This window comes from Janthinobacterium kochi (assembly GCF_051380715.1).
Taxonomy (GTDB): domain Bacteria; phylum Pseudomonadota; class Gammaproteobacteria; order Burkholderiales; family Burkholderiaceae_D; genus Janthinobacterium.
Window position 1 is genome coordinate 202237 of sequence record NZ_JBNYXO010000005.1, and the last position, 23491, is coordinate 225727.

Annotated in this window: 11 protein-coding genes and 1 pseudogene; 11 read left to right on the forward strand and 1 reads right to left on the reverse strand. The window is 61.9% G+C overall.

Going from position 1 to position 23491, the window contains the following annotated elements; all coding sequences use genetic code 11:
- Nucleotides 1-68: 68 nt before the first annotated feature.
- The 8 genes and pseudogenes from ACQ4WL_RS13600 to ACQ4WL_RS13635 all read left to right on the forward strand — a co-directional run bounded on the left by ACQ4WL_RS13600 (nucleotide 69) and on the right by ACQ4WL_RS13635 (nucleotide 18625).
- A pseudogene (locus tag ACQ4WL_RS13600) lies at nucleotides 69-1502 on the forward strand (amino acid permease).
- Entirely contained in the window at nucleotides 1502-2548 is a 1047-nt protein-coding gene (locus tag ACQ4WL_RS13605; protein ID WP_436510417.1) for a molybdopterin-dependent oxidoreductase, read from the forward strand. Before ACQ4WL_RS13600 ends, ACQ4WL_RS13605 begins: the two are co-directional and overlap by 1 nt.
- 10 nt (nucleotides 2549-2558) lie before the next feature.
- The gene (sorB, locus tag ACQ4WL_RS13610; RefSeq protein ID WP_436510246.1) at nucleotides 2559-3173 is read left to right on the forward strand and encodes a SorB family sulfite dehydrogenase c-type cytochrome subunit; all 615 of its coding nucleotides are present in this window, start codon (nucleotides 2559-2561) and stop codon (nucleotides 3171-3173) included.
- 622 nt (nucleotides 3174-3795) lie between these two features.
- Nucleotides 3796-5460 (forward strand): ShlB/FhaC/HecB family hemolysin secretion/activation protein, encoded by a 1665-nt coding sequence (locus ACQ4WL_RS13615; RefSeq protein WP_436510247.1) that lies wholly within the window; start codon nucleotides 3796-3798, stop codon nucleotides 5458-5460.
- A gap of 34 nt (nucleotides 5461-5494) precedes the next feature.
- Nucleotides 5495-13501, forward strand: coding sequence for a YDG domain-containing protein (locus ACQ4WL_RS13620; protein ID WP_436510248.1), 8007 nt, complete (start codon nucleotides 5495-5497; stop codon nucleotides 13499-13501).
- 147 nt (nucleotides 13502-13648) lie between these two features.
- Entirely contained in the window at nucleotides 13649-14491 is an 843-nt protein-coding gene (locus tag ACQ4WL_RS13625; RefSeq protein WP_436510249.1) for a sulfotransferase family protein, read from the forward strand.
- 290 nt (nucleotides 14492-14781) lie between these two features.
- Entirely contained in the window at nucleotides 14782-16221 is a 1440-nt protein-coding gene (locus ACQ4WL_RS13630) for a glycoside hydrolase family 19 protein (RefSeq protein ID WP_436510250.1), read from the forward strand.
- A 103-nt stretch (nucleotides 16222-16324) separates the two neighbouring features.
- Nucleotides 16325-18625 carry a chitinase C-terminal domain-containing protein gene (locus tag ACQ4WL_RS13635; protein ID WP_436510251.1) on the forward strand — a complete coding sequence of 767 codons (2301 nt, stop codon included), beginning with the start codon at nucleotides 16325-16327 and terminating at the stop codon, nucleotides 18623-18625.
- A 97-nt stretch (nucleotides 18626-18722) separates the two neighbouring features.
- On the opposite strand, the gene ACQ4WL_RS13640 is transcribed toward ACQ4WL_RS13635, so the two are convergent.
- On the reverse strand, nucleotides 18723-20024 hold the full coding sequence (locus ACQ4WL_RS13640; RefSeq protein ID WP_436510252.1) for a maltoporin: 1302 nt from the start codon (nucleotides 20022-20024) through the stop codon (nucleotides 18723-18725).
- Nucleotides 20025-20334: 310 nt separating this feature from the next.
- On the opposite strand from ACQ4WL_RS13640, the gene ACQ4WL_RS13645 reads away from it, so the two are divergent.
- From ACQ4WL_RS13645 to ACQ4WL_RS13655, 3 genes are all read left to right on the forward strand, one after another.
- Nucleotides 20335-21639, forward strand: a complete 1305-nt coding sequence (locus tag ACQ4WL_RS13645) for an ABC transporter substrate-binding protein (protein WP_436510253.1) — start codon at nucleotides 20335-20337, stop codon at nucleotides 21637-21639.
- A 131-nt stretch (nucleotides 21640-21770) separates the two neighbouring features.
- Complete coding sequence (locus ACQ4WL_RS13650) at nucleotides 21771-22631, forward strand: carbohydrate ABC transporter permease (RefSeq protein WP_436510254.1); 861 nt, start codon at nucleotides 21771-21773, stop codon at nucleotides 22629-22631.
- Between the two features lie 10 nt (nucleotides 22632-22641).
- The gene (locus ACQ4WL_RS13655; RefSeq protein ID WP_436510255.1) at nucleotides 22642-23460 is read left to right on the forward strand and encodes a carbohydrate ABC transporter permease; all 819 of its coding nucleotides are present in this window, start codon (nucleotides 22642-22644) and stop codon (nucleotides 23458-23460) included.
- The last annotated feature ends 31 nt before the right edge of the window (nucleotides 23461-23491 follow it).

Sequence of the window (23491 nt, forward strand, 5' to 3'; positions counted from 1 at the left end):
CCGCGCGGCAAGAACAGGCCGCAGCAGGCAGGGCGCACCGAGCTTCAGAGATTTTCAGGAGACAAAACATGATTAGCGAATCGCATAACAGTACCGGCTTGCAGCACTCGCTCAAGCAACGCCACATGAGCATGATCGCCATCGGCGGCGTGATCGGCGCCGGCCTCTTTGTCGGCAGCGGCGTGATCGCCAAGGCCGCCGGCCCGGCCGCCATCCTTTCCTTCTTGCTCACGGGCGGCCTGGTCGTCCTGATCATGCGCATGCTGGGTGAGCTGGCCTCGTCCCTGCCCGTGGTCGGCTCCTTCTACGAATACGCGCGCCTGGCCTTCGACGACAAGCCGAAAGTGTCGAAATTCCTCGGCTTCATGAGCGGCTGGATGTACTGGTATTTCTGGGTTGTTGTCGTCGCGCTGGAGGCCATCGCCGGCGCCAAGCTGGTCAACTTCTGGCTTCCCGAGGTGCCATCGTGGGCTATCAGCCTGGTGCTGCTGGTATCGATGACCATCCTGAACCTGTTTTCGGTGAAAGCGTTTGGCGAATTCGAATTCTGGTTCGCCTCGATCAAGGTCGTCGCCATCATCGTCTTCCTGTTCGTCGGCGCCCTGTTCATCACGGGCAGCTTGCCCAACAGCATCCCAAGCCTGGGCTTTTTGACCAGCAATGGCGGCTTCATGCCGCACGGCTGGGGCCCTGTATTGAGCGGCGCCGTGGCCGCCACGGCCTTTTATTCGGGCGCCGAGATCGTCACCATCGCCGCCGCCGAAACGTCGGACCCGGCCAAGGCCATCGCCCGCGCCACCAATTCCGTCATCACGCGCGTGCTGATGTTTTATGTGGGGTCCATGTTTGTCGTCGTCTGCATCGTACCCTGGGATTCGCCGGCCATCGCCACGCCGTTCGTCAGCGCCCTGACCGTGATGAACATCCCGTAAGCGGCCCACATCATGAATGCCATCATTTTGACGGCCGTGCTGTCGGCCTTGAATTCCAGCCTGTATGCCTCGTCGCGCATGATCTTTGCGCTGACGCGCCGCGGCGATGCGCCCACGGGCCTGGTCAAGCTGAGCAAAAACGGTGTGCCCATTCGCGCCATCCTGTTCAGCACCTTGTTCGCCTATTTCGCCATTGCCGTCTCGTATGTGTCGGCCGACCTGGTGTTCCCCTTCATCGTCAATTCCTACGGCATCCTGATCCTGTTTGTGTACCTGCTCATTGCGATATCTCAATTGCGTTTGCGCCGCCGCCTGGAACGCGAATGCCCGGAACGCATCAAGGTGCGCATGTGGCTGTTCCCCTACCTGACGTATTTCACCATCATCGCCATGCTGGTGATCCTGGGCGCCATGAGCGTGTCGTCCGATACGGAGCAGCGCGTGTCGTTCTGGTTCGGCCTGCTGAGCGTGGTCATCATGAGCGTCATGTACTACATCAAGAAGCTGGTCAACGATGACCGCAACGGCGGTGAAGCGGCCGACACCAAAGTGGAGCTCAAACATGTGTGATGCGATCTTGTTGCCTGCAGGCCGGCGCCGCTTCCTGCGCCAGCCGTCCGCCCCAGCTGGAAACGCCATTCAGCGTCTTCAATCAAGGCGCGATTACCCCCAACGACGCGTTTTTCGTGCGCTACCACTGGAGTGGCTTGCCCACCAGCATAGACGGTGACAGCTACCGTCTGCGCGTAGCCGGCCTCGTCAAAGCGCCTTTGGCGCTGTCGCTGGCGGAATTGAAACAGCTGGCCGAACCCGTCGACATGATGGCCGTGACGCAATGCTCGGGCATTAGCCGCGGCTTCTTTGCCCTGCGCGCGAATGGCGGGCAGCAGGGCAATGGTGCCATGGGCAATGCCCGCTGGACGGGCATCCCCCTGAAAACCGTGCAGGAAAAGGCCGGTATCGGGGCCAGTGCCGTGCAAGTGGCTTTGAATGGCCTGGAAACGTCGCCCGTGGCTGACGGTCTCGACTTTCAAACAGCCTTGTCCGTCGAGCACATCATGGCCGGCGACGTGCTGCTGGCCTGGGCCATGAATGGCGAAGACATTCCCTTCCTCACCGGCTACCCGCTGCGCCTGATCGTGCCGGGGTTCTATGGCACCTACTGGGTCAAGCACCTGAGCGACATCACAGTGCTCGACAAACCTTTCGACGGCTTCTGGATGAGCACGAGCTACCGCATCCCCGATAACGGTTCCGGTTTCATCGAGCCGGGTACAGCCGTGGACAAGACGACGCCCATCAACCGCCTCAACGTGCGCTCTTTCGTGACTAGTGTGCAGGATGGCGCGCAAGTCACGGCGGGGCGCGACCTGGCCCTGCGCGGCATCGCTTTCGATGGCGGCCAGAACTGGCAGGAAGCAAAGCTGGGCAAGGACCTGGGACGTTTCTCGTTCCGCGAGTGGACGATGGTCATGAAAGCGCCGCGCAAGGGCAAGCATGTGCTGATGGTGCGCGCCGTCAACCGCATCGGCCAGAGCCAGCCGATGAAAGCCCTGTGGAATCCCATGGGTTATATGCGCAACGTGGTGGAAACCACGCGCGTCCAGGCAGTCTGAGGAGAACCATATGAAAATCCTGTTTGCCGCGCTGGCACTGTCGGCGGCGGGCAGCGCGTGCGCGCTGGAAATCCATTTGCCGCCGGAAACGGCGACCTACAAACCCAGCGAATTGCCCGGCTACCAGCTGGTGCAGCGCAACTGCATGACGTGCCACGCTTCCCAGTATGCATCGAGCCAGCCGCCCGCGTCGCCGCGCGCCTACTGGGAAGCGACCGTCAAGAAGATGAAAAAGCCGTTCGGCGCCCAGTTTGACGACGCGGACATGCCAGCCATGGTCGATTCCCTGCTGAAAGCCTATGGCGCGGAGCGGGGCACAGCAGTACGTGCCGCGGCCGTGGCCAGGCTAGCCGCAGCGGCTGTCCCGGCCACCGGCGGCAAGGATGTCAAAACCTTGCTGGCGGCGCATGGTTGCATGGCATGCCATGCCCTCGACCAGAAAGTGGTCGGTCCGGGTTTTACCGAGGTGGCAGCCAGATACAAAGGCAAGGACAGTGTCGCTGCCGTGGCGGCCAACATCCGCAGCGGCGGCGCCGGCAAATGGGGCCCTGTGCCCATGCCGCCATTCAGCCAGCTGAGCGAAGCGGATGCGGCGAGCCTGGCGAAATACGTGCTGTCCAGGTAGCGCTTGGCCAGTTCAGCACGGTAACGCACGTCCGCCCGTCTTCCTCTCCACAGGCGCCGGTGTTCCCGGCGGAAATTCAACCAGCCGCCCCTCCCCGTACCGCATCGTCAAAAAAAATAATTCATCCATATCAATATTCCTATATTAGAAATTTATTTTTGCAAGTGTGTGACATACCAAGGCGCATAAAGAAAGTGTGTCGTGGAAGTCGTATCCTCGTATGGAAAAATAACATTGTTTTGTATTGCGGTAATGCCAATTTCCTGCTCATTTTCCAGACGTGGTGCGTGCGAGGAATAGCATGTAGATAGTGATAATATTGCAATATTGTTGCGTTAAGACAACGAATTTTTTCAATTGGAAGGCGCATTTTTATGGGTTTTTTGGGATTTCAGGGCTGTCGCTATTGAGGTCGTATCAATGTGTGAATGAGGCCATCAGATAGGTATTTTTTCGTCTGGCAAGGGGATAAAATGGATCAATGTTGCTGAGCGGAACTTGATTTCTCAGTTGCCATCAAATTTAACATTGATGTCAAAAAATAATCCCGTTTCAGCTTTTGTATTCCCTCGTTGGTGCAGCCGGAAGCGGTGTGTCTGGCGTGGGCGCGCCGCCAGAAAGGATGATCTTGAACACTAAATTACTTCCCCTGACCTTGCTGGTTCTGATCCAGTCCGCCTGGGCCGTCGATCCTCCCAGCGCAGGCAGCCAGTTGCAGCAGATTCCCATCGCGCCGCAATTGCCGAAAACGCCGCCAGCCATCCGTGTGCAGCAGGGCAGTGTGCCGGTGACCACGGTGGGCGACACCACGCGCATCACCGTGCAGCGCCTGCAGATCGAGGCGCCGCCCGTTTTCACCGAGAGTGAACTGGTCGCTGCCACGGGTTTTATCCCGCGCAGCGAGCTGACCTTGGGCGAGCTGCGCGCCATGGCATCCAACATCGCCAGCTATTACCAGAACCGTGGCTATTTCCTCGCGCAGGCGTATCTGCCCGCGCAAGACATCCACGATGGCGTCGTCGCCATTCACGTGCTGCCGGGGAAGTATGGCCAGGTGCAGTTGCGCAACCGGAGCAATCTGTCCGACGGCCTGGCGGGCGCCGTGCTGGCCGGACTCGACGGGCAAGTGATTTCCACGCCTCCGCTCGAGCGGCGCTTGCTGCTGCTGTCGGATTTGCCGGGCGTGCAGGTCAGCTCGACACTGGCGCCGGGGGCGTCCTTGGGCGCGTCCGACCTGATCGTCGACGTGCAGCCGGGCTCGCGTTTCAACGGCAGCATCGACGTCGATAACCAGGGCAACCGCTACACGGGCCGCAACCGCATCGGCGCCACCCTGAATATCAATGAACTGGCCGGTATCGGCGACGTGGCCACCATGCGCGCGTTCACCTCGGCCGATGGCTTGAACTATGGCCGCCTGGCCTACCAGGGGCAGGCCGGCTTGCTGCGCCTGGGCGGCGCCTACACGTATATGGACTACAAGCTGGGCAAGGAATTTGCCGTGCTCGACGCCAAGGGCACGGCGAAGATCGCCAGCGCCTACGGCAGTTATCCGCTGATTCGCTCGCGCAGCAACAACCTGTATGCGCAGCTCAGCTATGACAGCAAGACCTTCCAGGACCGCACGGAATCGACGGGCAGCGTCAACGACAAGAAAGCCAAGGTGTGGATGCTGAACCTGAATGGCGACGCCAAGGATGGCTGGGGCGGCGGTGGCGCCAGCACCTATTCCGTCACCTACACCACCGGCAAGATCGATATCGAGACGCCGGTAGCCTTGCTGATCGACCAGCTGACGGTGAAGAGCAACGGCCACTTCAACAAGCTCAGCTTCAACGCGGCGCGCGTGCAAAGCCTGGGCGGCGAGACGAGCTTGTTCGGCGTGATCAGCGGCCAGGCGGCGTCGAAAAACCTCGATGTGTCGGAAAAGATGGGGCTCGGCGGCGTGGGCGGCGTGCGCGCCTATCCGGGTGGCGAGGCGTATGGCGACCAAGGCTACGTGCTGAACCTGGAACTGCGCCAGAACGTCACGCCCTTTACGGCCTTTCCCGGCCAGCTGCAGGTGCTGGCGTTTGCCGACACGGGCACCGTCAAGCTGAATCGCGACGCCTGGAGCGCCGGCGAGAACCGCCGCACCCTGAGCGGCGCCGGCGTGGGCGTGGCGTGGACGGGCGCCAATGCGCTCGTCCTGAAGGCGTATTACGCGCACAAGCTGGGCAATGCCAAGGCGACCTCGGCACCGGATGCGGCGGGCCGTTTCTGGCTGCAAGCCATCAAATATTTCTAAATTACTACATCAATAAAAACATCAGGACATTGCCATGAACCGCATCTACCGCTCCATCTGGAACCAGGCCACCGGCGCTTACGCCGCCGTTTCCGAAAACGTCAAATCCGCCGGCAAGCGCTCGATGCCAGGATGCAGCGCGGGCGGGGCGCATTTCGCCTTGAAGAGCATGGCGGCGGCGCTGATGCTCGGTTACGGCTCGCTGGCCCTGGCGGGGCCGGCGGGCGGCACGGTAGTGGCGGGCCAGGCAACGATTAACGGCGCGCCGGGCGCCACGGTGATCAAGCAGGGCAGCCAGAACGCCGTCATCAACTGGGCCAGTTTCAATATCGGCAAGGGCGAGGCGGTGCAGTTCCAGCAGCCCAACAGCAACGCGGTGGCCCTGAACCGGGTGCTGGGCAGCGACGGCACGACTATCCTCGGCAACTTGTCGGCCAACGGCAAGGTGTTCATCGTCAACCCGAATGGCGTGCTGTTCGGCCAGGGCGCGTCCGTTAACACGGCGGGCCTGGTGGCGTCCACGCTGGATATTTCCAACGCCGACTTCATGGCCGGCAAGTACCAGTTTTCAGGCAATGGCACGGGCAAGGTCTTGAACCAGGGCAGCATCAACGCGCCGGGCGGCTATGTGGCCTTGCTGGGTGCCAATGTGTCGAACGAAGGCACGATCCAGGCACGCCTGGGTTCGGTGGCCCTGGCGGCGGGCCGCGCCATCACCCTGGACGTGGCCGGCGACGGCTTGCTGAACGTGGCGGTGGACCAGGGCGCCGTGGGCGCGCTGGTCAAGAACGGCGGCATGATCAAGGCCGATGGCGGCAGCGTGGTCTTGACGGCGCAAGCGGCGGGCGACCTGCTGAAAACCGTCGTCAACAACACGGGCGTGATCGAGGCGCACAGCATCGACACGCGCGGCGGCACGATCAAGTTGCTGGGCGACATGCAAAGCGGCACGGTGCTCGCGGCCGGCACGCTGGACGCCAGTGCGCCCGCTGGCGGCAATGGCGGCTTCATCGACACCTCGGCAGCGCACGTGAAGATCGACGATGCGCTGAAGGTGACGACGGCCGCACCACACGGCCTGTCCGGCACCTGGCTGATCGACCCGACCGACTTCAATATCGCCGTGTCCGGCGGCGACATGACGGGCGCCTTCCTGAGCAACTCCCTGAAATCGGGCAATGTGCAGATCCAGAGCGTCTCGGGCGGCAGCGGCACGCAAGGCAATATCAACGTCAACGATAACGTCAACTGGACAGCCAACAAGCTGACCCTGACGGCGCAAAACAATATCAACATCAACAAGGCCATGCGCGGCGCGGGCACGGCCAGCCTGGCGCTCGAATATGGCCAGAGCGCGGTCGCCGCCGGCAATCTGTCCACGTACAACGTCAAGGCGGAAGTCGATCTGCCATCGGGCGACAATTTCAGCACCAAGCTGGGCAGTAACGGCGGCGTGACCGTGTACCAGGTCATCAACAGCCTGGGCGCGTTCAACAGCACGACCGGCAACGATGTGCAAGGCATGCAAGGCAATCTGTCCGGCAACTATGTGCTGGGTAGCAATATCGACGCGCGCGGCACCTCCGGCTGGGATGGCGGCAAGGGGTTCGCGTCCATCGGCAGCGAGGCGACGCCATTCACGGGCACGCTCGATGGCCTGGGCCATGAAATCGTGGGATTGACGATCAACCGCCCTGAAGTGCCCGTAGGGATGTTCGGCAATATCGGCGCCGCCGCTGCTGTGCGCAACCTGAGCTTGAGCGGCGTGAGCGTTGCAGGATCGGCCGCCACCTATAGCAGCACCTATGCGGGCATAGGCGCGCTGGCTGCCGTCAACAACGGCAAGATCGATAATGTGTATAGCAGCGGCGCCGTGAGTGGCTCCGGTTACGTCAATCTGGGTGGCCTGGTCGGCATCAATGCCGGCACGATCAGCAATAGCCGCGTCTCCGGCACCGTGGTCTCGGCCGGTGATCCCGGACCGGGCGGCTATGGCGCTGCAGGCGGTTTTGTCGGCCTCAACGCTGCGGGCGGCTTGATCAAGAGCAGTTCCAGCTCCGCCACCACCAGCTCCACGCGCTACGTTGCTGCCGGGCTGGTTGTCAACAATTCCGGCACGATCAGCGATAGCTATGCAACGGGCACCGTTAACGCGGGAGCCAACTATGGCGGTGGCCTGGTCAGTTTTAACAATGCCACGATCACCAATAGCTATGCGACAGGCGCCATGAACGCCTCGGGCAGTGCCGGCGGCCTGGTAGGAATCAACAACGACGCCGGCGCCATCATCAGCAATAGCTATGCGACAGGCAAGGTGACTTCCACCGGCGGCTATGTCGGCGGCCTGGTGGGGCTGTTGCGCGGAACCTTGAACAACAGCTACGCGACGGGCGACGTGCAGACCACCGGGCTGGCAGGCGGCATCGTCGGCTATAACGTGGGCGGCACCATCACGAATGTGTATACCACAGGCAAGGTGACGGGCGGCGGCGCCAGCGTCGGCGCCATCGTCGGCGAGCACAATTCGGGCTCCGTCAACCGCGCCTATTTTGACAGCACGATTAATTCCGGCCTGAATGGCATCGGCCAAAGCTTCAATGGCGCCACCTCGAATGCGCAAGGGCTGAGCACGGCGCAGATGCTGGTATCGAGTAATTATGTGGGCTTCAATTTCACGACCACGGGCGGCGCGACGGGCAACAACTGGGTCCTCGTCAGCGGTGATGGCACGATCAATGGCGCGACTGCCGGCACCCGCCCCATGCTGGCGTCGGAGTGGTCGAATACCATCCATTCGGCGCACCAGCTGCAATTGATGACGATGAATAAATCGGCCAGCTACACCCTGGGCAGCAGCTTCAGCGCCGCCACGACGGCGGCCAATGGCAAGGATGTATGGGGAACGACAGGTTTCATTCCCGTCGGCACGGCGGCTTCGGCCTTCACGGGCAGCCTGGACGGCAGCGGCCATATCATTTCCAGCCTGAACATCGCCAAGGCAGGCGTGAGCGATGTGGGCCTGTTCGGCGCCATCGGCAGCGCGGGCACGGTGGCGAATGTGGGCCTGTCCGGCGGCAGCGTGGCGGGCGGCAGCAACGTGGGCGCCCTGGCCGGCAGCAATGCGGGCACGATCAGCGGCAGCTTTGCCTCCAGCGACGTGACGAGCACCTCCACCGGCGGCGGTCTGGTGGGCAGCAATACGGGCACGGTCGTCGATAGCTATGCCAGCGGCGCCGTAAGCGGCACCAGCGCCGTCGGCGGCCTGGTGGGTAGCAATGGCGGCAGCGTCGCCAACAGCTACGCGAACGGCAGCGTGAGCGGTTCCAGCAATGTGGGCGGCCTGGTGGGCGCCGGTGCGGGCAGCGTCACGGGTAGCTACTGGGACACGGTGAGCAGCGGCCAGGCGGCCAGCGCAGGCGGCACGGGCATGACGACGACGCTGTTGAAGAACTTGTCGAATTACACGGGTGCCGGCTGGGAACTGGCGCAGATGTGGGTGGTCTACGATGGACAGAGCGCGCCTTTCCTGCGTTCCTTCATGAAGCAGATCGCCGTGCGCGTGTCCTTCGACAGCAAGGTGTATGACGGCGTGGCCTATGCTGGCGGCAGCAACAGCGTCAGCTACTCGAACACGGTGGCAGGCGCCAGCCTGCTGGGCACGCCTGTGTATGCGGGCAATGCCGCTGGCGCCGTGAATGCGGGCACGTATGGCGTGTCGGCCAGCGGCCTGTACTCTTCCGGCGGCCAGGGCGGCTATGCGATCAGCTATATCGATGGCGGCCTGGTGATCACGCCGAAAGCCCTGACGGTGACGGGCGCGACGGCGGTGGACAAGACCTATGACGGCAACGCCACGGCGGCGATCACGGGCGGCGCCTTGAGCGGGCTGGTGAATGGCGAAACGCTGGTCTTGAACAGCGCCAGCGGCGTTTTCAATAACCAGAACGCGGGCAATGGCAAAGCTGTCACCATCACCGGCGGGAGCCTGGGCGATGGCACGGGCTTGGCCAGCAACTACACGGTCGGCAGTTCGTCGGCCGGAACGGCGAACATCACGCCGAAGGCCCTGACGGTGACGGGCGCGACGGCGGCGGACAAGACCTATGATGGCAGCGCCACGGCGGCGATCACGGGCGGCACCCTGGACGGTCTGGTCGGTGGGGAAACGCTGGTCTTGAACAGCGCCAGCGGCGTCTTCAATAACCAGAACGCGGGCAATGGCAAGGCCATCACCGTCACGGGTGCCAGCCTGGGCAACGGCTCGGGGCTGGCCAGCAACTACACGGTCGGCAGTTCGTCGGCCGGAACGGCGAACATCACGCCCAAGGCCCTGACGGTGACGGGCGCGACGGCGGCGGACAAGACCTATGACGGCAATACCACGGCGGCGATCACGGGCGGCGTCCTGAGCGGTTTGGTGAGTGGCGAAACGCTGGTCTTGAACAGCGCCAGCGGCGTCTTCAATAACCGTAACGCGGCCAATGGCAAAGTCGTCACCATCACCGGCGGGAGCCTGGGCGATGGCACGGGCCTGGCCAGCAACTACACGGTCGGCAGTTCGTCGGCCGGAACGGCCAGCATCACGCCGAAGGCCCTGACGGTGACGGGCGCGACGGCGGCGGACAAGACCTATGACGGCAGCGCCACGGCGGCGATCACGGGCGGCGCTCTGAGCGGCCTGGTGAGTGGCGAAACGCTGGTCTTGAACAGCGCCAGCGGCGTCTTCAATAACCAGAACGCGGGCAATGGCAAGGCCGTCACCGTCACGGGTGCCAGTCTGGGCGATGGCACGGGCTTGGCCAGCAACTACACGGTCGGCAGTTCGTCGGCCGGAACGGCCAGCATCACGCCCAAGGCCCTGACCTTGACGGGCTTGAGCGGCAACAATAAAGTTTACGACGGCACAGCCGGTGCGAACCTGACCGGCGGCACCTTGAATGGCCTGGTCAATGCGGAAACCCTGGGCTTTACCGTGCAGGGCGCCAGCTACAGCGACAAGAACGCGGGAACGGGCAAGACCATTACGATCGGCGGCGTGACCTTGAGCGATGGCAGCGGCCAGGCCGGCAACTATACGCTGAGTGCGCCTGGCGGCCTGACGGGCGATATCGCGAAGGCAACGATTACCAGCATCACCGGCTTGAGCGCCGATGACAAGGTCTATAACGGTAACTTCAGCGCCAGTCTTAGTGCCAGCTTGGCCGTGATCAATGGCAAGATTGCTGGCGATGACGTGCAGTTGTCCAGTGCGAACGGCATGTTCACGGACAAAAACGTGGGAACCAACAAAGCCGTCAATATCAGCAATATCACCTTGTCCGGCAGCGATCTGGTCAATTATGACTTCCTCAATAATACGGCCAGCGCCACGGCCAGTATCACGCCCAAGGCCGTCACGCTCTCCGGTGTGACTGCAGGCAATAAAGTCTACGATGGCACGACGGCGGCAGTCTTGTCGGGTGGTACCTTGAGCGGCATGGTCGCGGGTGAAACGCTGAACTTCATCGGCGGTGTCGGCACCTTCAGCGACAAGAATGCCGGCACGGGCAAGATGGTCACGATCAGCGGCACGACCTTGCAGGATGGCACTGGCCTGGCCAGCAACTACACGTTCGCCAGTCCGGGCAACGTGAACGCCGACATCAGCAAGGCCAACATCAGCGGCGTGACGAACGTGGGCGTCAACAACAAGACGTATGATGGCTCGGCCACGGCCACGCTGAATGGCACGGCAACCTTCAACGGCATCATCGGCGCCGACAGCCTGAGCGTCGCCGGCAATGGTGTGTTCAGCGACAAGAATGCCGGCACGGGCAAGGCCGTGGCTGTCAACGGCATCACCCTGACTGGCGTGGACGCGGGCAATTACAATTTGCTCGGCACGACGTCCAGCGGCGTGGCCGACATCGCCAAGGCCAGCATCGGCAGCGTGACGAACGTGGGCGTTGACAACAAGACCTATGATGGCTCGGCCATGGCCACGCTCAACGGCGCGGCGACCTTCAATGGCATGGTGAACGGCGACAGCCTGACGATGGCCGGCAGCGGCGCCTTCAGCGACAAGAATGCGGGCACGGGCAAGACCGTCAATGTCAGCGGCATCACCCTGGGCGGCGCGGATGCGGGCAACTACACGCTGGTCAGCGCGACGTCCAGCGGCGTGGCCGATATCACGCCGAAAGCCTTGACGGTGGCGGGCCAGGTGGCGGGCAACAAGGTCTACGACGGCAATACGGTGGCGCAACTCATCGGTGGCAGCCTGGCTGGCCTGGTGGGCAGCGAAACCCTGGCCATCGGCGGCCAGACGGCGGCGTTTGCCGACAAGAACGCGGGCAATGCGAAAGCCGTGACGGTCAGCGGCACGACCTTGCTCGACGGCTCCGGCTCGGCCAGCAACTACACGGTCAGCAACCCGACCGGCTTGACGGCCAGCATCACGCCGAAAGCCTTGACGGTGGCGGGCCAGGTGGCGGGCAACAAGGTCTATGACGGTAATGCGGTCGGGCAGCTGATCGGCGGCAGCCTGGTCGGCCTGGTGGGCGATGAAACCCTGGCCATCGGCGGCCAGACGGCGGCGTTTGCCGACAAGAACGCGGGCAATGCGAAAGCCGTGACGGTCAGCGGCACGACCTTGCTCGACGGCTCCGGCGCGGCCAGCAACTACACGGTCAGCAACCCGACCGGTTTGACGGCCAGCATCACGCCGAAAGCCTTGACGGTGACCGGCCAGGTGGCGGGCAACAAGGTCTACGACGGCAATACGGTGGCGCAACTCATCGGTGGCAGCCTGGCTGGCCTGGTGGGCAGCGAAACCCTGGCCATCGGCGGCCAGACGGCGGCGTTTGCCGACAAGAACGCGGGCAATGCGAAAGCCGTGACGGTCAGCGGCACGACCTTGCTCGACGGCTCCGGCTCGGCCAGCAACTACACGGTCAGCAACCCGACCGGTTTGACGGCCAGCATCACGCCAGCCTCCATCAGCGCCATTGCCGGTATCGTGGCGGCGAACAAGGTGTATGACGGCGGCACGGCGGCCAGCCTGAACGTGGCGGGCGCCAGTTTCAATGGCATGGTGGCCGGCGATGCCTTGAGCCTGGCCAGTGGTCCCGTGGTTGGCACGTTCAGCGACAAGAATGCAGCGGCCGGCAAGACCGTGACCATCAGCGGTCTGGGCCTGGCCGGCGCCGATGCGGGTAACTATGTGCTGGCAAGCAACCAGGCCAGCACCACGGCGGATATCACGCCAGCGACCTTGACGGTCAGCGCCAGCGGCGTCAACAAGGTGTATGACGCCACCACGAATGCCGTCGTCTCCCTGCGCGACAACCGTATCGGCAATGATCAGCTGAGTATTGCCAGCAACGGCGCCAGCTTCAGCGACAAGAATGCGGGCGTGGGCAAGACGGTGACGGTGGCGGGCATACGCCTGAGCGGCGCGGATGCGGGCAATTACGTGGTCAACGGCACCGCCAGCACCACGGCCACGATCTCGCAGGCGGCGCTGACGGTGAAAGTCGATAACGCTGAAAAAGACCAGGGACGCGCCAATCCCGATTTCCGCGCCAGCTACAGCGGCTTGCTCGGTGGCGATACGCTGGCGTCTGAAGTGAGCGGCAACCTGGCCTTCAGCACGCCGGCGACGACGGCTTCCGCTTCTGGCAACTATCTCGTATCGGCATCGGGCCAGGCGTCGAACAATTACGCCCTGAACTATGTTGACGGCGTGCTGAAAGTCAATCCGACGGAAGCGCTGCAAAGCGCTGTCGCGAATGTGATCGCGGCTGTCGCCGTGGCGCCATCGCAGGGCAATATGGTGCAGGCCGACATGATCGTCAGTGGCGAGACGGCGCCAGGCAAGCCTGGCGCCACGCAGGATGCGCCGCGCGAGGTAGAGAAGGGCGGCGCAGGCAGCGCGCCGGCGGTGCAGCTGGCCGGCAATGTCGTCAACAATGTCCTTCCGGGGCTGCGTCTGAGCGTGGTCGATAGCGGCTTGCGTTTGCCGGTCGAGGTTTCCGTCGGCACGCGCCAGGATAGCCAGTAAGGCACGCGGCGTCACCGCATGGTGGCGCCGGAGATGCCGCTTCGTGTTCCGAAGCGGCATTTTTTTATCGGTGCGTTGTTGCCGCGCTCTTATAATTGCTGCACCCACTCCTTCTGAATAGCAGCGCTGAACAGAAAGTACAATCGCATGACATCCCATTTCATCGGCGTGGCCGGCCTGCCACGCGCCGGTTCTACTTTGCTGTGCCAGTTGCTGGCGCAACATCCTGACCTGCATTGCGAAGGCAATAGCTCCCCGCTGTGCAACGCCTTGCTGGGCATGCGGCGCATGGTCAGCGACGACGCCTTTTTCCTGTCGCAGCTCGATAGCACCTTCGATGCCAGCTACGACCATCTGAAAACGGCCATGCAGGGCTTCTTGCGCGGCTGGTACCAGGATTGCGGCAAGCACGGTGTGGTCGACAAGAACCGCGCCTGGCTGCATTGCGTGGAAATGCTGCTGCAACTGGCGCCGGAAGCGAAAATCATCGTCTGCGTGCGCGAGCTGGGGCAAGTCTACGGCTCCATCGAAGCGCAGCACCAGCGCACCATCCTGCTCGACTTCGTCGACCACCTGGCCGATTTCGACCGCCTGGGCCGTGCCGACATGCTGTTTGCCAAGGACCGCACCATCGGCGCTCCTTTGAGCTCTCTGCATGCCGTGCTCGACCTGCCTGTCGAAGTGCAGCAGAAACTGTACTTCGTGCGTTTCGAAGACTTGATGGCGCGGCCGGTGGAGTGCATGTCGCACCTGTACGTGTGGCTGGGTCTGGCACCGTTCCAGATCGACCCGCACGATCTTGCCGTGGGCATCCAGGAGAGCGACAGCCATTACCGGATGAAATACACGCACCGCCAGCAGGCGACCATCAGCGCGCCCAGGCCGCATGCGATACCGCCCCGCATCCAGGCGCAGATCGAAGATGCGTATGGCTGGTTTTATGAGCTGTATTATCCGCGACACCAACGCGCGACAACGCCAGCGGCCTGAAAACACGTGCGGCAGTGCCAATACCACTTGCCGCACCGCTGCCGGCGCGGTATTGCCGTCAGTTGGCGCAAATCCTCCTTTTTTTCCTTCCCTGACTCTTCACCTGGCGCACCGTGGCCGGACCGCATGAAGTCACTGGTATTGTAAAAAACACCGTTGCATAAAACCACTTGACTACCAATTTCGGGCGTCGCATTCTCTGTGCAGAAAGCCGACGCTTCGCTGTGCTTTCTTTACGTACAACATAAAAAGCTACTTCGATAGTTTTCGTATAACGTTCAGGAGACATTGTGAAGACACGGCACATTAGCCGGCTGGCCTCGCCTTTGATGGCTGGCCTGCTGGGCAGCGCGCTGCTCGCTTGCGGCGGCAATTCCACCACCGAACCCCCATCGACCTTGCTGGCCGCCTCGGCCGCCAGCGACAGTTGCGCGGCCTGGAGCGCCAGCGCCGTCTATACGGCGGGGCAGTGCGCCGTCTACGACGGCAAGGTGTACCGGGCCAAATGGTGGGTGCAGGGCACGGCGCCGAGCAACGACCAATGGGGACCGTGGAGTCTCGATAGCAGCCCTCCCACCCCGACACCTACGCCCACTCCGACACCGACTCCCACGCCGACTCCCACGCCGACTCCAGGCGTGCCCACCAAGGCCCAGGCCGAGGCCAACGAGGCGGCGTTGACGAACAACGATTTCTTCCGCAAGGTCAAGGCCTCGATCCGCACCCTGGGCAACACGGCCGTCGAGGCCGTACAGCCTGGCCTGGCCGGCAATCCGCTCAACGTCAAGCGGGTCGAGCGCCTGCTGCCGGCGGCGAAGTGGGATTACTATTTTGCCTCGCGCGACGCCAGCTACACGTATCAACGTTTCCTGCAAGCCGTGGCGAAATTCCCCGCCGTGTGCGACGACTACGGCGACGGGCGCAATGCGGATGCCATCTGCCGCCACAGCCTTGCCACCATGTTTGCTCACTTCGGGCAAGAGACGGGCGACCATAACGCCAGCAGTCCGCTGCCGCAATGGCGCCAGGGCTTGAAGTATTTGCGCGAGCTGGGCTGCGACGAGACGGGCGCCGGCTGCGGCTACAACATCGAGTGCGCCGATCCCGTCTTCAACAAGGTGTGGACCTGCGGCAAGAACGCCGACGGCAGCTTCAAGAAGTATTTCGGCCGCGGCGCCAAGCAGCTGTCCTACAACTACAACTACGGTCCATTCTCGCAAGCCATGCATGACGGCGACCAGTCCGTGTTGCTGAAGAACCCGGACCTGGTGGCGTCGACCTGGCTGAACCTGGCGTCGGCCACGTTCTTCTTTGTCTATCCGCAACCGCCGAAGCCGTCGATGCTGCATGTGCTCGACGGCACGTGGGTGCCGAACGCGGCCGATACGACGGCGGGCGCGGGCAATAATTTCGCCACCACCATCATGATCATCAACGCCGAATGCGGGCAGGGCACGGAAAAGCAGGCAGCGCAAAACCGCATCGATTACTACAAGCAGTTTGCCGCCGACATGGGCTGGGATTATTCCGGCGAACAATTGTCTTGCGCCAACATGCAGCGCTTTACCCCGGCCAGTTCCGCTTCCTACAACATTTATTGGGAAAAGAACTGGAGCGCCGGTGGCGACAAGCAATGCCAGCTGGTCAGCTATCAAACCCCGTACAGCGCCTTACTGGCCGGGAACTACGTGAAATGCGTGGAAGCCAACTGGAATGTGAAGTTGCTGTAGCACTACATGCAGGACTAGCCGGCCAGGGATAACGGTTGACAAGAGCCCCTTCAGGGGCCTGCAACAGCTCTCGATGTATAACCATAACGGAGACAAACACCACATGAAATCGAATGCATTATTGATGGCCTTGCTCAGCGGCGTGCTCGTCGCTTGCGGCGGCGGCCAGGAAGGCACGACCGCCACGCCAAACACCTTGCTCGCCGCCGTCGAAGCGTGCGCCGTCTGGGATGCCGCCACCATCTACACGGGCGGCCAGTGCGTGCTTTACCAGGGCGTCACCTACAAGGCCAAGTGGTGGACGCAGGGCAATGTTCCCAGCGCTACCGACCAGTGGGGAGCATGGGCCGTGACGGATACCCCAACGCCAACGCCGACCCCAACACCGACGCCGACGCCAACGCCGACGCCGACCCCGACCCCGACCCCGACCCCCTGCCGTCCCGACGGCTTGATCTCGGCCGTGCCGAATGTGCCGTATTGCAAGGTGTACGACGCGAATGGCCGCGAAGTGCTGAGCAATGGCTTGAACCGGCGCATCGTCGGCTACTTTGCCAGCTGGCGCACGGGCGTCGATGGCAGCCCAACGTATCTCGTGAACAACCTGCCGTGGGATAAGATCACGCACCTGAACTATGCGTTCGCTTCCGTCGACCCGGCCACCTCGAAGATCGCCATCGGCAGCGGTGCCGCCAACCCCGACACGGGCCTGACCTGGCCGAACGTGCCTGCGGCGGCCATGGACCCGTCCCTGCCGTACAAGGGCCACTTCAACTTGCTGTCGCAATACAAGAAGAAGTATCCGGGCGTGAAATTGATGATTTCCGTGGGCGGCTGGGCCGGCAGCGGGGGCTTTTACACGGCCACGACGAATGCGGACGGCAGCGTGAACACGGCCGGCATCAATACCCTGGCCGATTCCATGGTGGCGTTCGTGCGCCAGTACAACTTCTTCGATGGCGTCGATGTCGATTACGAACACCCGACCACCAACAATGAAGCGGGCAATCCGAACGACTTCGCTGTCTCGAAACCACGGCTGGCGGGCCTGATGACGAGCTACAACGTGCTGTTGAAAGTGCTGCGCCAGAAGCTCGACGAAGCGGCCGTGCAGGACAATAAATACTATCTGCTCACCATCGCCGGTTCCGCCTCGGGCTGGGTCTTGCGTGGCGAGGAAAACATGTCCGGGTTGAAATACCTCGATTACGCCAGCCTGATGAGCTATGACTTGCACGGCGCATGGAACCAGTACGTGGGACCGAACGCGGCGCTGTTTGACGATGGCAACGATGGCGAATTGCGTGCCGGTAACGCCTACCAGTTCCAGAACATCGGCTACCTGAACACGGACTGGGCTTACCGCTACTACCGTGGAGCCATGCAGGCGGGGCGCATCAATATCGGCGTGCCGTTCTACACGCGGGGCTGGAAGGATGTGACGGGTGGCACCAACGGCCTGTGGGGCACGACGCCACTGATCAGCTCTACGGTCACCTGCGCCGGTACCAAGTCCTGCGGCACGGGCGCCACCGGCATCGACAACGTGTGGTACGACCTCGACTCGCAAGGCAAGCCGACGCCGGGCGGTGGCAACCCCATCTGGCATGCGTTGAACTTGCAAAACGGCATCGTGCCGAGCTACCTGGACGCGTATAAAGTCACCGACAAGGCGCTGGTGGGCACGTATGTGCCGCATTACAGCAGCACCATGGTGGCGCCGTGGTTGTGGAATGCGACCAAGAAAGTGTTCATTTCCACGGAAACCACGCAATCGATCGCGGCCAAGGCCCAGTACATCGTCAATAACCATATCGGCGGCGTAATGATCTGGGAAATGGCGGGCGACTATGCCTGGGATGCCACGCGCAATGGCGGCAAGGGCGAGTACTTCATGGGCACCACCCTGACGGACGTGCTGTACCAGGCCTTCCGCACGGCTGGCGTATATGGCAACAAGCGCGCCGAAATCGCCATGCCGGGCACGGCGGCCAATGTCAGCATCAGCCTCGGTGGCTGGAAGCTGGGTGACAATAACTTCCCCATCAACCCGGTCATGACGGTGAAGAACAACACCACGTCGACCTTGCCGGGCGGCACCGTGGTGGAGTTCGATTATCCCGTGTCGGCACCATCGGACATGAGCGACCAGTCCGGCTTCGGTTTGACGGTGATCAGTGCCGGCTACACGGGGCCGAACAATATCGGCGGCTTCACGAAGAACTACAACCGGGCACGCTTTGCGATTCCCGCCTGGCAATCGCTGGCGCCGGGCGGTTCCGTGGCGCTGACCCTGAACTACCGCTTGCCCATCTCGGGGCCGGCCAACTACACGGTCACCGTGGGCGGCACCAAGTATGCGCTGACGCAAGAGTACCCGGAATTGCCGGTGGCCTTGCCATAAGTTGCATCCGGTAGTGTAAACAGGGAAGGGCGGAACCGCAGTTCCGCCCTTTTTTTCGGGGGGCAGACCCCAGCCTTTGCTGCTGGGTTGTTTCAGCCTAAAACCACGTCTCTACCTGGAAACCATAGGAGGTGCCGCTGGTATTGTTGTTGTAGATCGGGCCGCCGTTGTTCGACGCATTGACCGAGGCGGTGGCCGCATCGTTCCATTTGCCGTACGTCACGAAAGCGCGCAGTTCAGGACGTGACCACAGGCCAGGACCGGCGGAGATCGTCGGTGCGATGGTCAGCTTGGTCAAACGCTTGGCCGGCAGGCCGCCCGCTTGCGTCACGCGGTCCGTGCCCAGTTCGCCCACCAGCTTGAAGTTGTCGGTGAAGGCGTACACAGGACGCACGCCGACCGAGGTCCAGGTCGAGGAACCGTTGGCGTTCGACTCGTCTTTTTGCCACAGGGCGACGAATTCCATGCCGAAGTTGGCCATCGGCTGGATCGCCATGTCATTGAAGACGCGCGTGCGCTTGCGGTCCGAACCGTAGCCGGTGTCGCCCGAGGCGCCGAACTGGCCGTTGCCCGCGCCACCGACACCAGGACCGACGCCGTACTGCACGCCGAAGGTGTTGCCGCCGCCGAAGACTTTCGCTTGACGGTGGAAGGCCGACAGCTGCCAGCCGTTATTGCGCTTGCCCAGGATGGCGTCATCCTTGCCTTCGCCGATGATGTAGGTCGCGGCCAGGTCCAGCGTGCCGTTGTTGTTGACAGGAATTTCACCGTAGATGAAGTTCTGGCGCACGGCCGATTTGGTGCCCAGGTAAGCACCCGGTACGCCGCTGCGCGTGCCTTTGTCGTCATCGCGCTGGGCGATATCGTTGTCCTTGAAGAAGGCATACGAAAATTTACCTGGGCCCGCAGGAATGCGGTCCAGGCCGGCGCCCGTGCCGTTCATGTTGATGTATTGCAGATCCAGCATGTGGATGTCAGGACGGTAGTAGAAGCGTTTGCCGATCCAGGCCGTGCCGCCGTTCAGGAAATCGAGTCCCTGCGCTTCGACATAGGCCTTGACGATGCCCAGCTTGTTGTCGCCGAAATCGGAATTCGGTGCGTAGGCGTTGACCCAGATGGTGGCCAGGTAGTTCACGCCGCCGGACTTGGCGACGGACTTGGTGTAGCCGAATTCCGTGTAGGCGTCGCACTCATTGCCCAGACGATACTTCATGGTGTTGCCACCCAGGCCGAAGCAGCCTTGCGAACCGCCACCGCCGGAGGTATTGCTGCCGGCGCCAGCGCGCAGGTAGCCATGGAAGCCTTCGGCATCACCTGGGTACATGGGGTCGGCAAGGGCGGAAGCGCTGGCGATGGCCAGGAGCAGGGCAGGTAAGGTTTTCAGTGCAGTGCGGTTCATGCGGTCTCCAGAAAGATGTAGGTGGTAGCGGCGGCGCCCCGGGAGGCGGCCACCGCACACGGTCTAATGCCGAAAATCAAGTCTAGCAGCGCTTTTTTGACCAGCCTGATACAAAACGAACAAGTGACGATACTTTCTTTCAAAGTGTTGTTTTTACTTAATATCGATACTCTGATGCATAGAGGGCCTGCAAAAGAGTATCGAATTGCGGTTTTGGAGTATCAGAAAGTATCAAAGTCCGGTGCTACATTGTGGTCGTGGTGCCAAGTACCTGAGCATTGCCAACGACAAAAAACACTGGAGACACACAATGAAACGTTCCGCCATTGCCGCGCTGATCGCCGGCTGCCTCAGCTCGTCCGCTTTTGCCGCCACCGACCTGGTCATTGCGACCGTCAACAACGGCCACATGATCGAAATGCAAAAGCTCAGCAAGTTCTTCGAGCAAGCCAATCCCGATATCAAGCTCAAATGGGTGACCCTGGAAGAGGGCGTCTTGCGCCAGCGCATGACCACCGATATCGCCACCAAGGGCGGCCAGTTCGACGTGATGACCATCGGCCTGTACGAAACCCCCATATGGGGCAAGAAAAACTGGCTGATCCCCATCAAGCCAGACGCCAAATACGATATCGACGACTTGTTGCCGGCCATCCGCGAGGGCCTCTCCGGCGATGGCAAGCTGTACGCGTCGCCGTTTTATGGTGAAAGCTCGATGATCATGTACCGCAGCGACCTGGTGAAAAAAGCCGGCATGACGATCGAAGACCGTCCTACCTGGAACCAGTTGCGCGACGTGGCGGCCAAGCTGCATGACCCGGCCAACGGCGTGTACGGCATCTGCCTGCGTGGCAAGCCGGGCTGGGGCGACAACATGGCGCTGATCACCACCATGGCCAATTCCTTCGGCGGCCAGCTGTTCGACATGCAGTGGAAACCGCAATTTACCAGCAAGCCGTGGAAAGACGCGGTCACCATGTATGTCGACTTGATGAAGAAATACGGCCCGCCGGGCGCAGCCGCCAACAGCTTCAATGAAAACCTGGCGCTGTTCAACCAGGGCAAGTGCGGCATCTGGATCGACGCGACGATTGCCGCCTCCTTCATCACGGACCCGAAGCAAAGCAAGGTGGCCGACAAGGTGGCGTTTGCCCAGTCGCCCGTGGGCGTGACGGAGCGGGGCGCCAACTGGCTGTGGATCTGGTCGCTCGCCATCCCAGCGAGCTCCAAGCACCCGAATGAAGCGCAGCGCTTCATCAACTGGGCCACGTCGCCCGACTACGTGAAATTGGTGGCCAAGGAAACCAGCTGGGCCAACGTGCCAACGGGCACGCGCAAATCGACGTATGCCAGCCCCGAATTCCAGAAAGCGGCGAAATTTGCCGCCGCCGAAGGCAAGGCCCTGGCCACCACGCGCGCCGTACAAAGCACCATGTTGCCGTCGCCGTACGTGGGCGTGCAATTCGCGTCCATCCCCGAATTCCAGGTGATCGGCGTGGCCGCTGGCCAGCAGATGGCGGCAGCGCTGCTGGGCAAGGTGACGGTGGACCAGGCGCTGGAATTGTCGCAGCAGACGGCTGAGCGGGAGATGCGTAAAGGTGGCTACTACAAGTAGGCCTGCTGCATAGTTTGCGTACCCCAATAGTGTAAAGCCGGGGTCAGTCCTTCGGATCGGAATGCGTCCCATTGGGCCGCATTCCCCCGCCGGGTCTGACCCCAGATTTCCCCTTGCCCCAAGAGAACATTATGAAACGCATTATCCCCCGGGCTTTGCTGACGCCGGCCGTGGTCGCCGTCTCCGTCATTTCCGTCATTCCGCTGCTGATTACCCTGTTTTACGCGTTCGTGCGCTATTCCATGCTCGATCCGAGCGGCCATCCTTTCCATGGGCTGGCCAACTTTCACTTTTTCTTTACCGATGCCTCGTTCCTGCCGGCCTTGCAGAACACGTTTACTTTGCTGTTTTCCGTCATGCTGATCACGGTGGTGCTGGGCACGGCGCTGGGACTGCTGATCAATGAAGCGTTCCCCGGGCGCGCCATCGTGCGCGTGCTGCTGATCTCGCCGTTTCTCGTCATGCCGGCCGTGAACGCCCTGATGTGGAAGAACATGCTGCTCAATCCGATTTACGGCCTGTTCGCGCAAATCAGTATCTTCTTTGGCGCCACGCCCGTCGACTGGCTGTCGGCCCACCCGCTGTTTTCCATCATCATGATGGTGTCTTGGCAATGGCTGCCGTTTGCCTGCCTGATCTTCATGACGGCCCTGCAATCGATGGACCGCGAACAGCTGGAAGCGGCCCGCATGGATGGCGCCACCTATTTGCAGCAGTTGCGCTACCTCTACATTCCCCACCTGGGCCGCGCCGTTTCGGTGGTGCTGATGATCGAGATGATCTTTTTGCTGTCGATCTTTGCGGAAATCTTCACCACCACGGGCGGCGGTCCCGGCTTTGATACGACCACCATCACCTTCATGATTTACCAGCAGGCACTGCTGTCCTATGACGTGGGGGCGGCCTCGGCCGGTGCCCTGTTCGCCGTGCTCATCGCCAACATCGCCGCCTTCTTCCTGATGCGCGTCATCGGCAAGAATCTGTCGAAATAAGGAGACCTTGATGCATAGCAAACTCAATTTGTATGGCCGCACGGCCGCCGCCTGGCTGTGCGCGCTGCTGCTGTTCTTTCCCATCTTCTGGCTGGGCCTGATGGCTTTCAAGACGGAAGGCCAAGCCATTTCTACGCCGCCGCTGCTGTTCTTCACGCCGACCTTCGACAGCTTCCGCGAAGTGCTGGCGCGCGACAATTACTTCGGTTACGCGTGGAACTCGCTGTTTACCAGCGTGGTCTCGACGGCCATTGGCCTCTTGATCGCCATTCCGGCCGCGTATTCGATGGCTTTCTTTCCCACGGGCGGCACCATCGGTTTGCTGAAATTCATGCTCAGTTCGCGCTACATGCCCGGCGTGGGCGCGCTGATGCCCATCTATATCTGCTACCAGTACTTCGGCTTGCTCGACACGCGCATCGGCCTGACCATCATGTTCATGCTGATGAATCTGCCCATCATGATCTGGCTGCTGTATACGAGCATGAAGGAGCTGCCGCGTGAAATCCTGGAAGCGTCGCGCATGGATGGCGCCACCGTGTGGGATGAATTCCGCCACGTCGTGCTGCCTCTGTCCGTGGGCGGCATCGCTTCCACGGCCCTCGTGTGCATGGTGTGGTCGTGGAATGAATCGTTCTGGTCGCTGAATCTGGGCGCCTCCAACGCGGGCACCCTGGCCTGGCTGATCGCCTCGTATTCCAGTCCGGAAGGACTCTTCTGGGCCAAATTGTCGGCCGCTTCCCTGATGGCGATCGTGCCCATCATGGCGCTGGGCTGGTTCTGCCAAAAACAACTGGTCCAGGGTATGACCTTTGGCGCAGTCAAGTAGCATCGAAAAACAAATCAGAAATGAGACAATC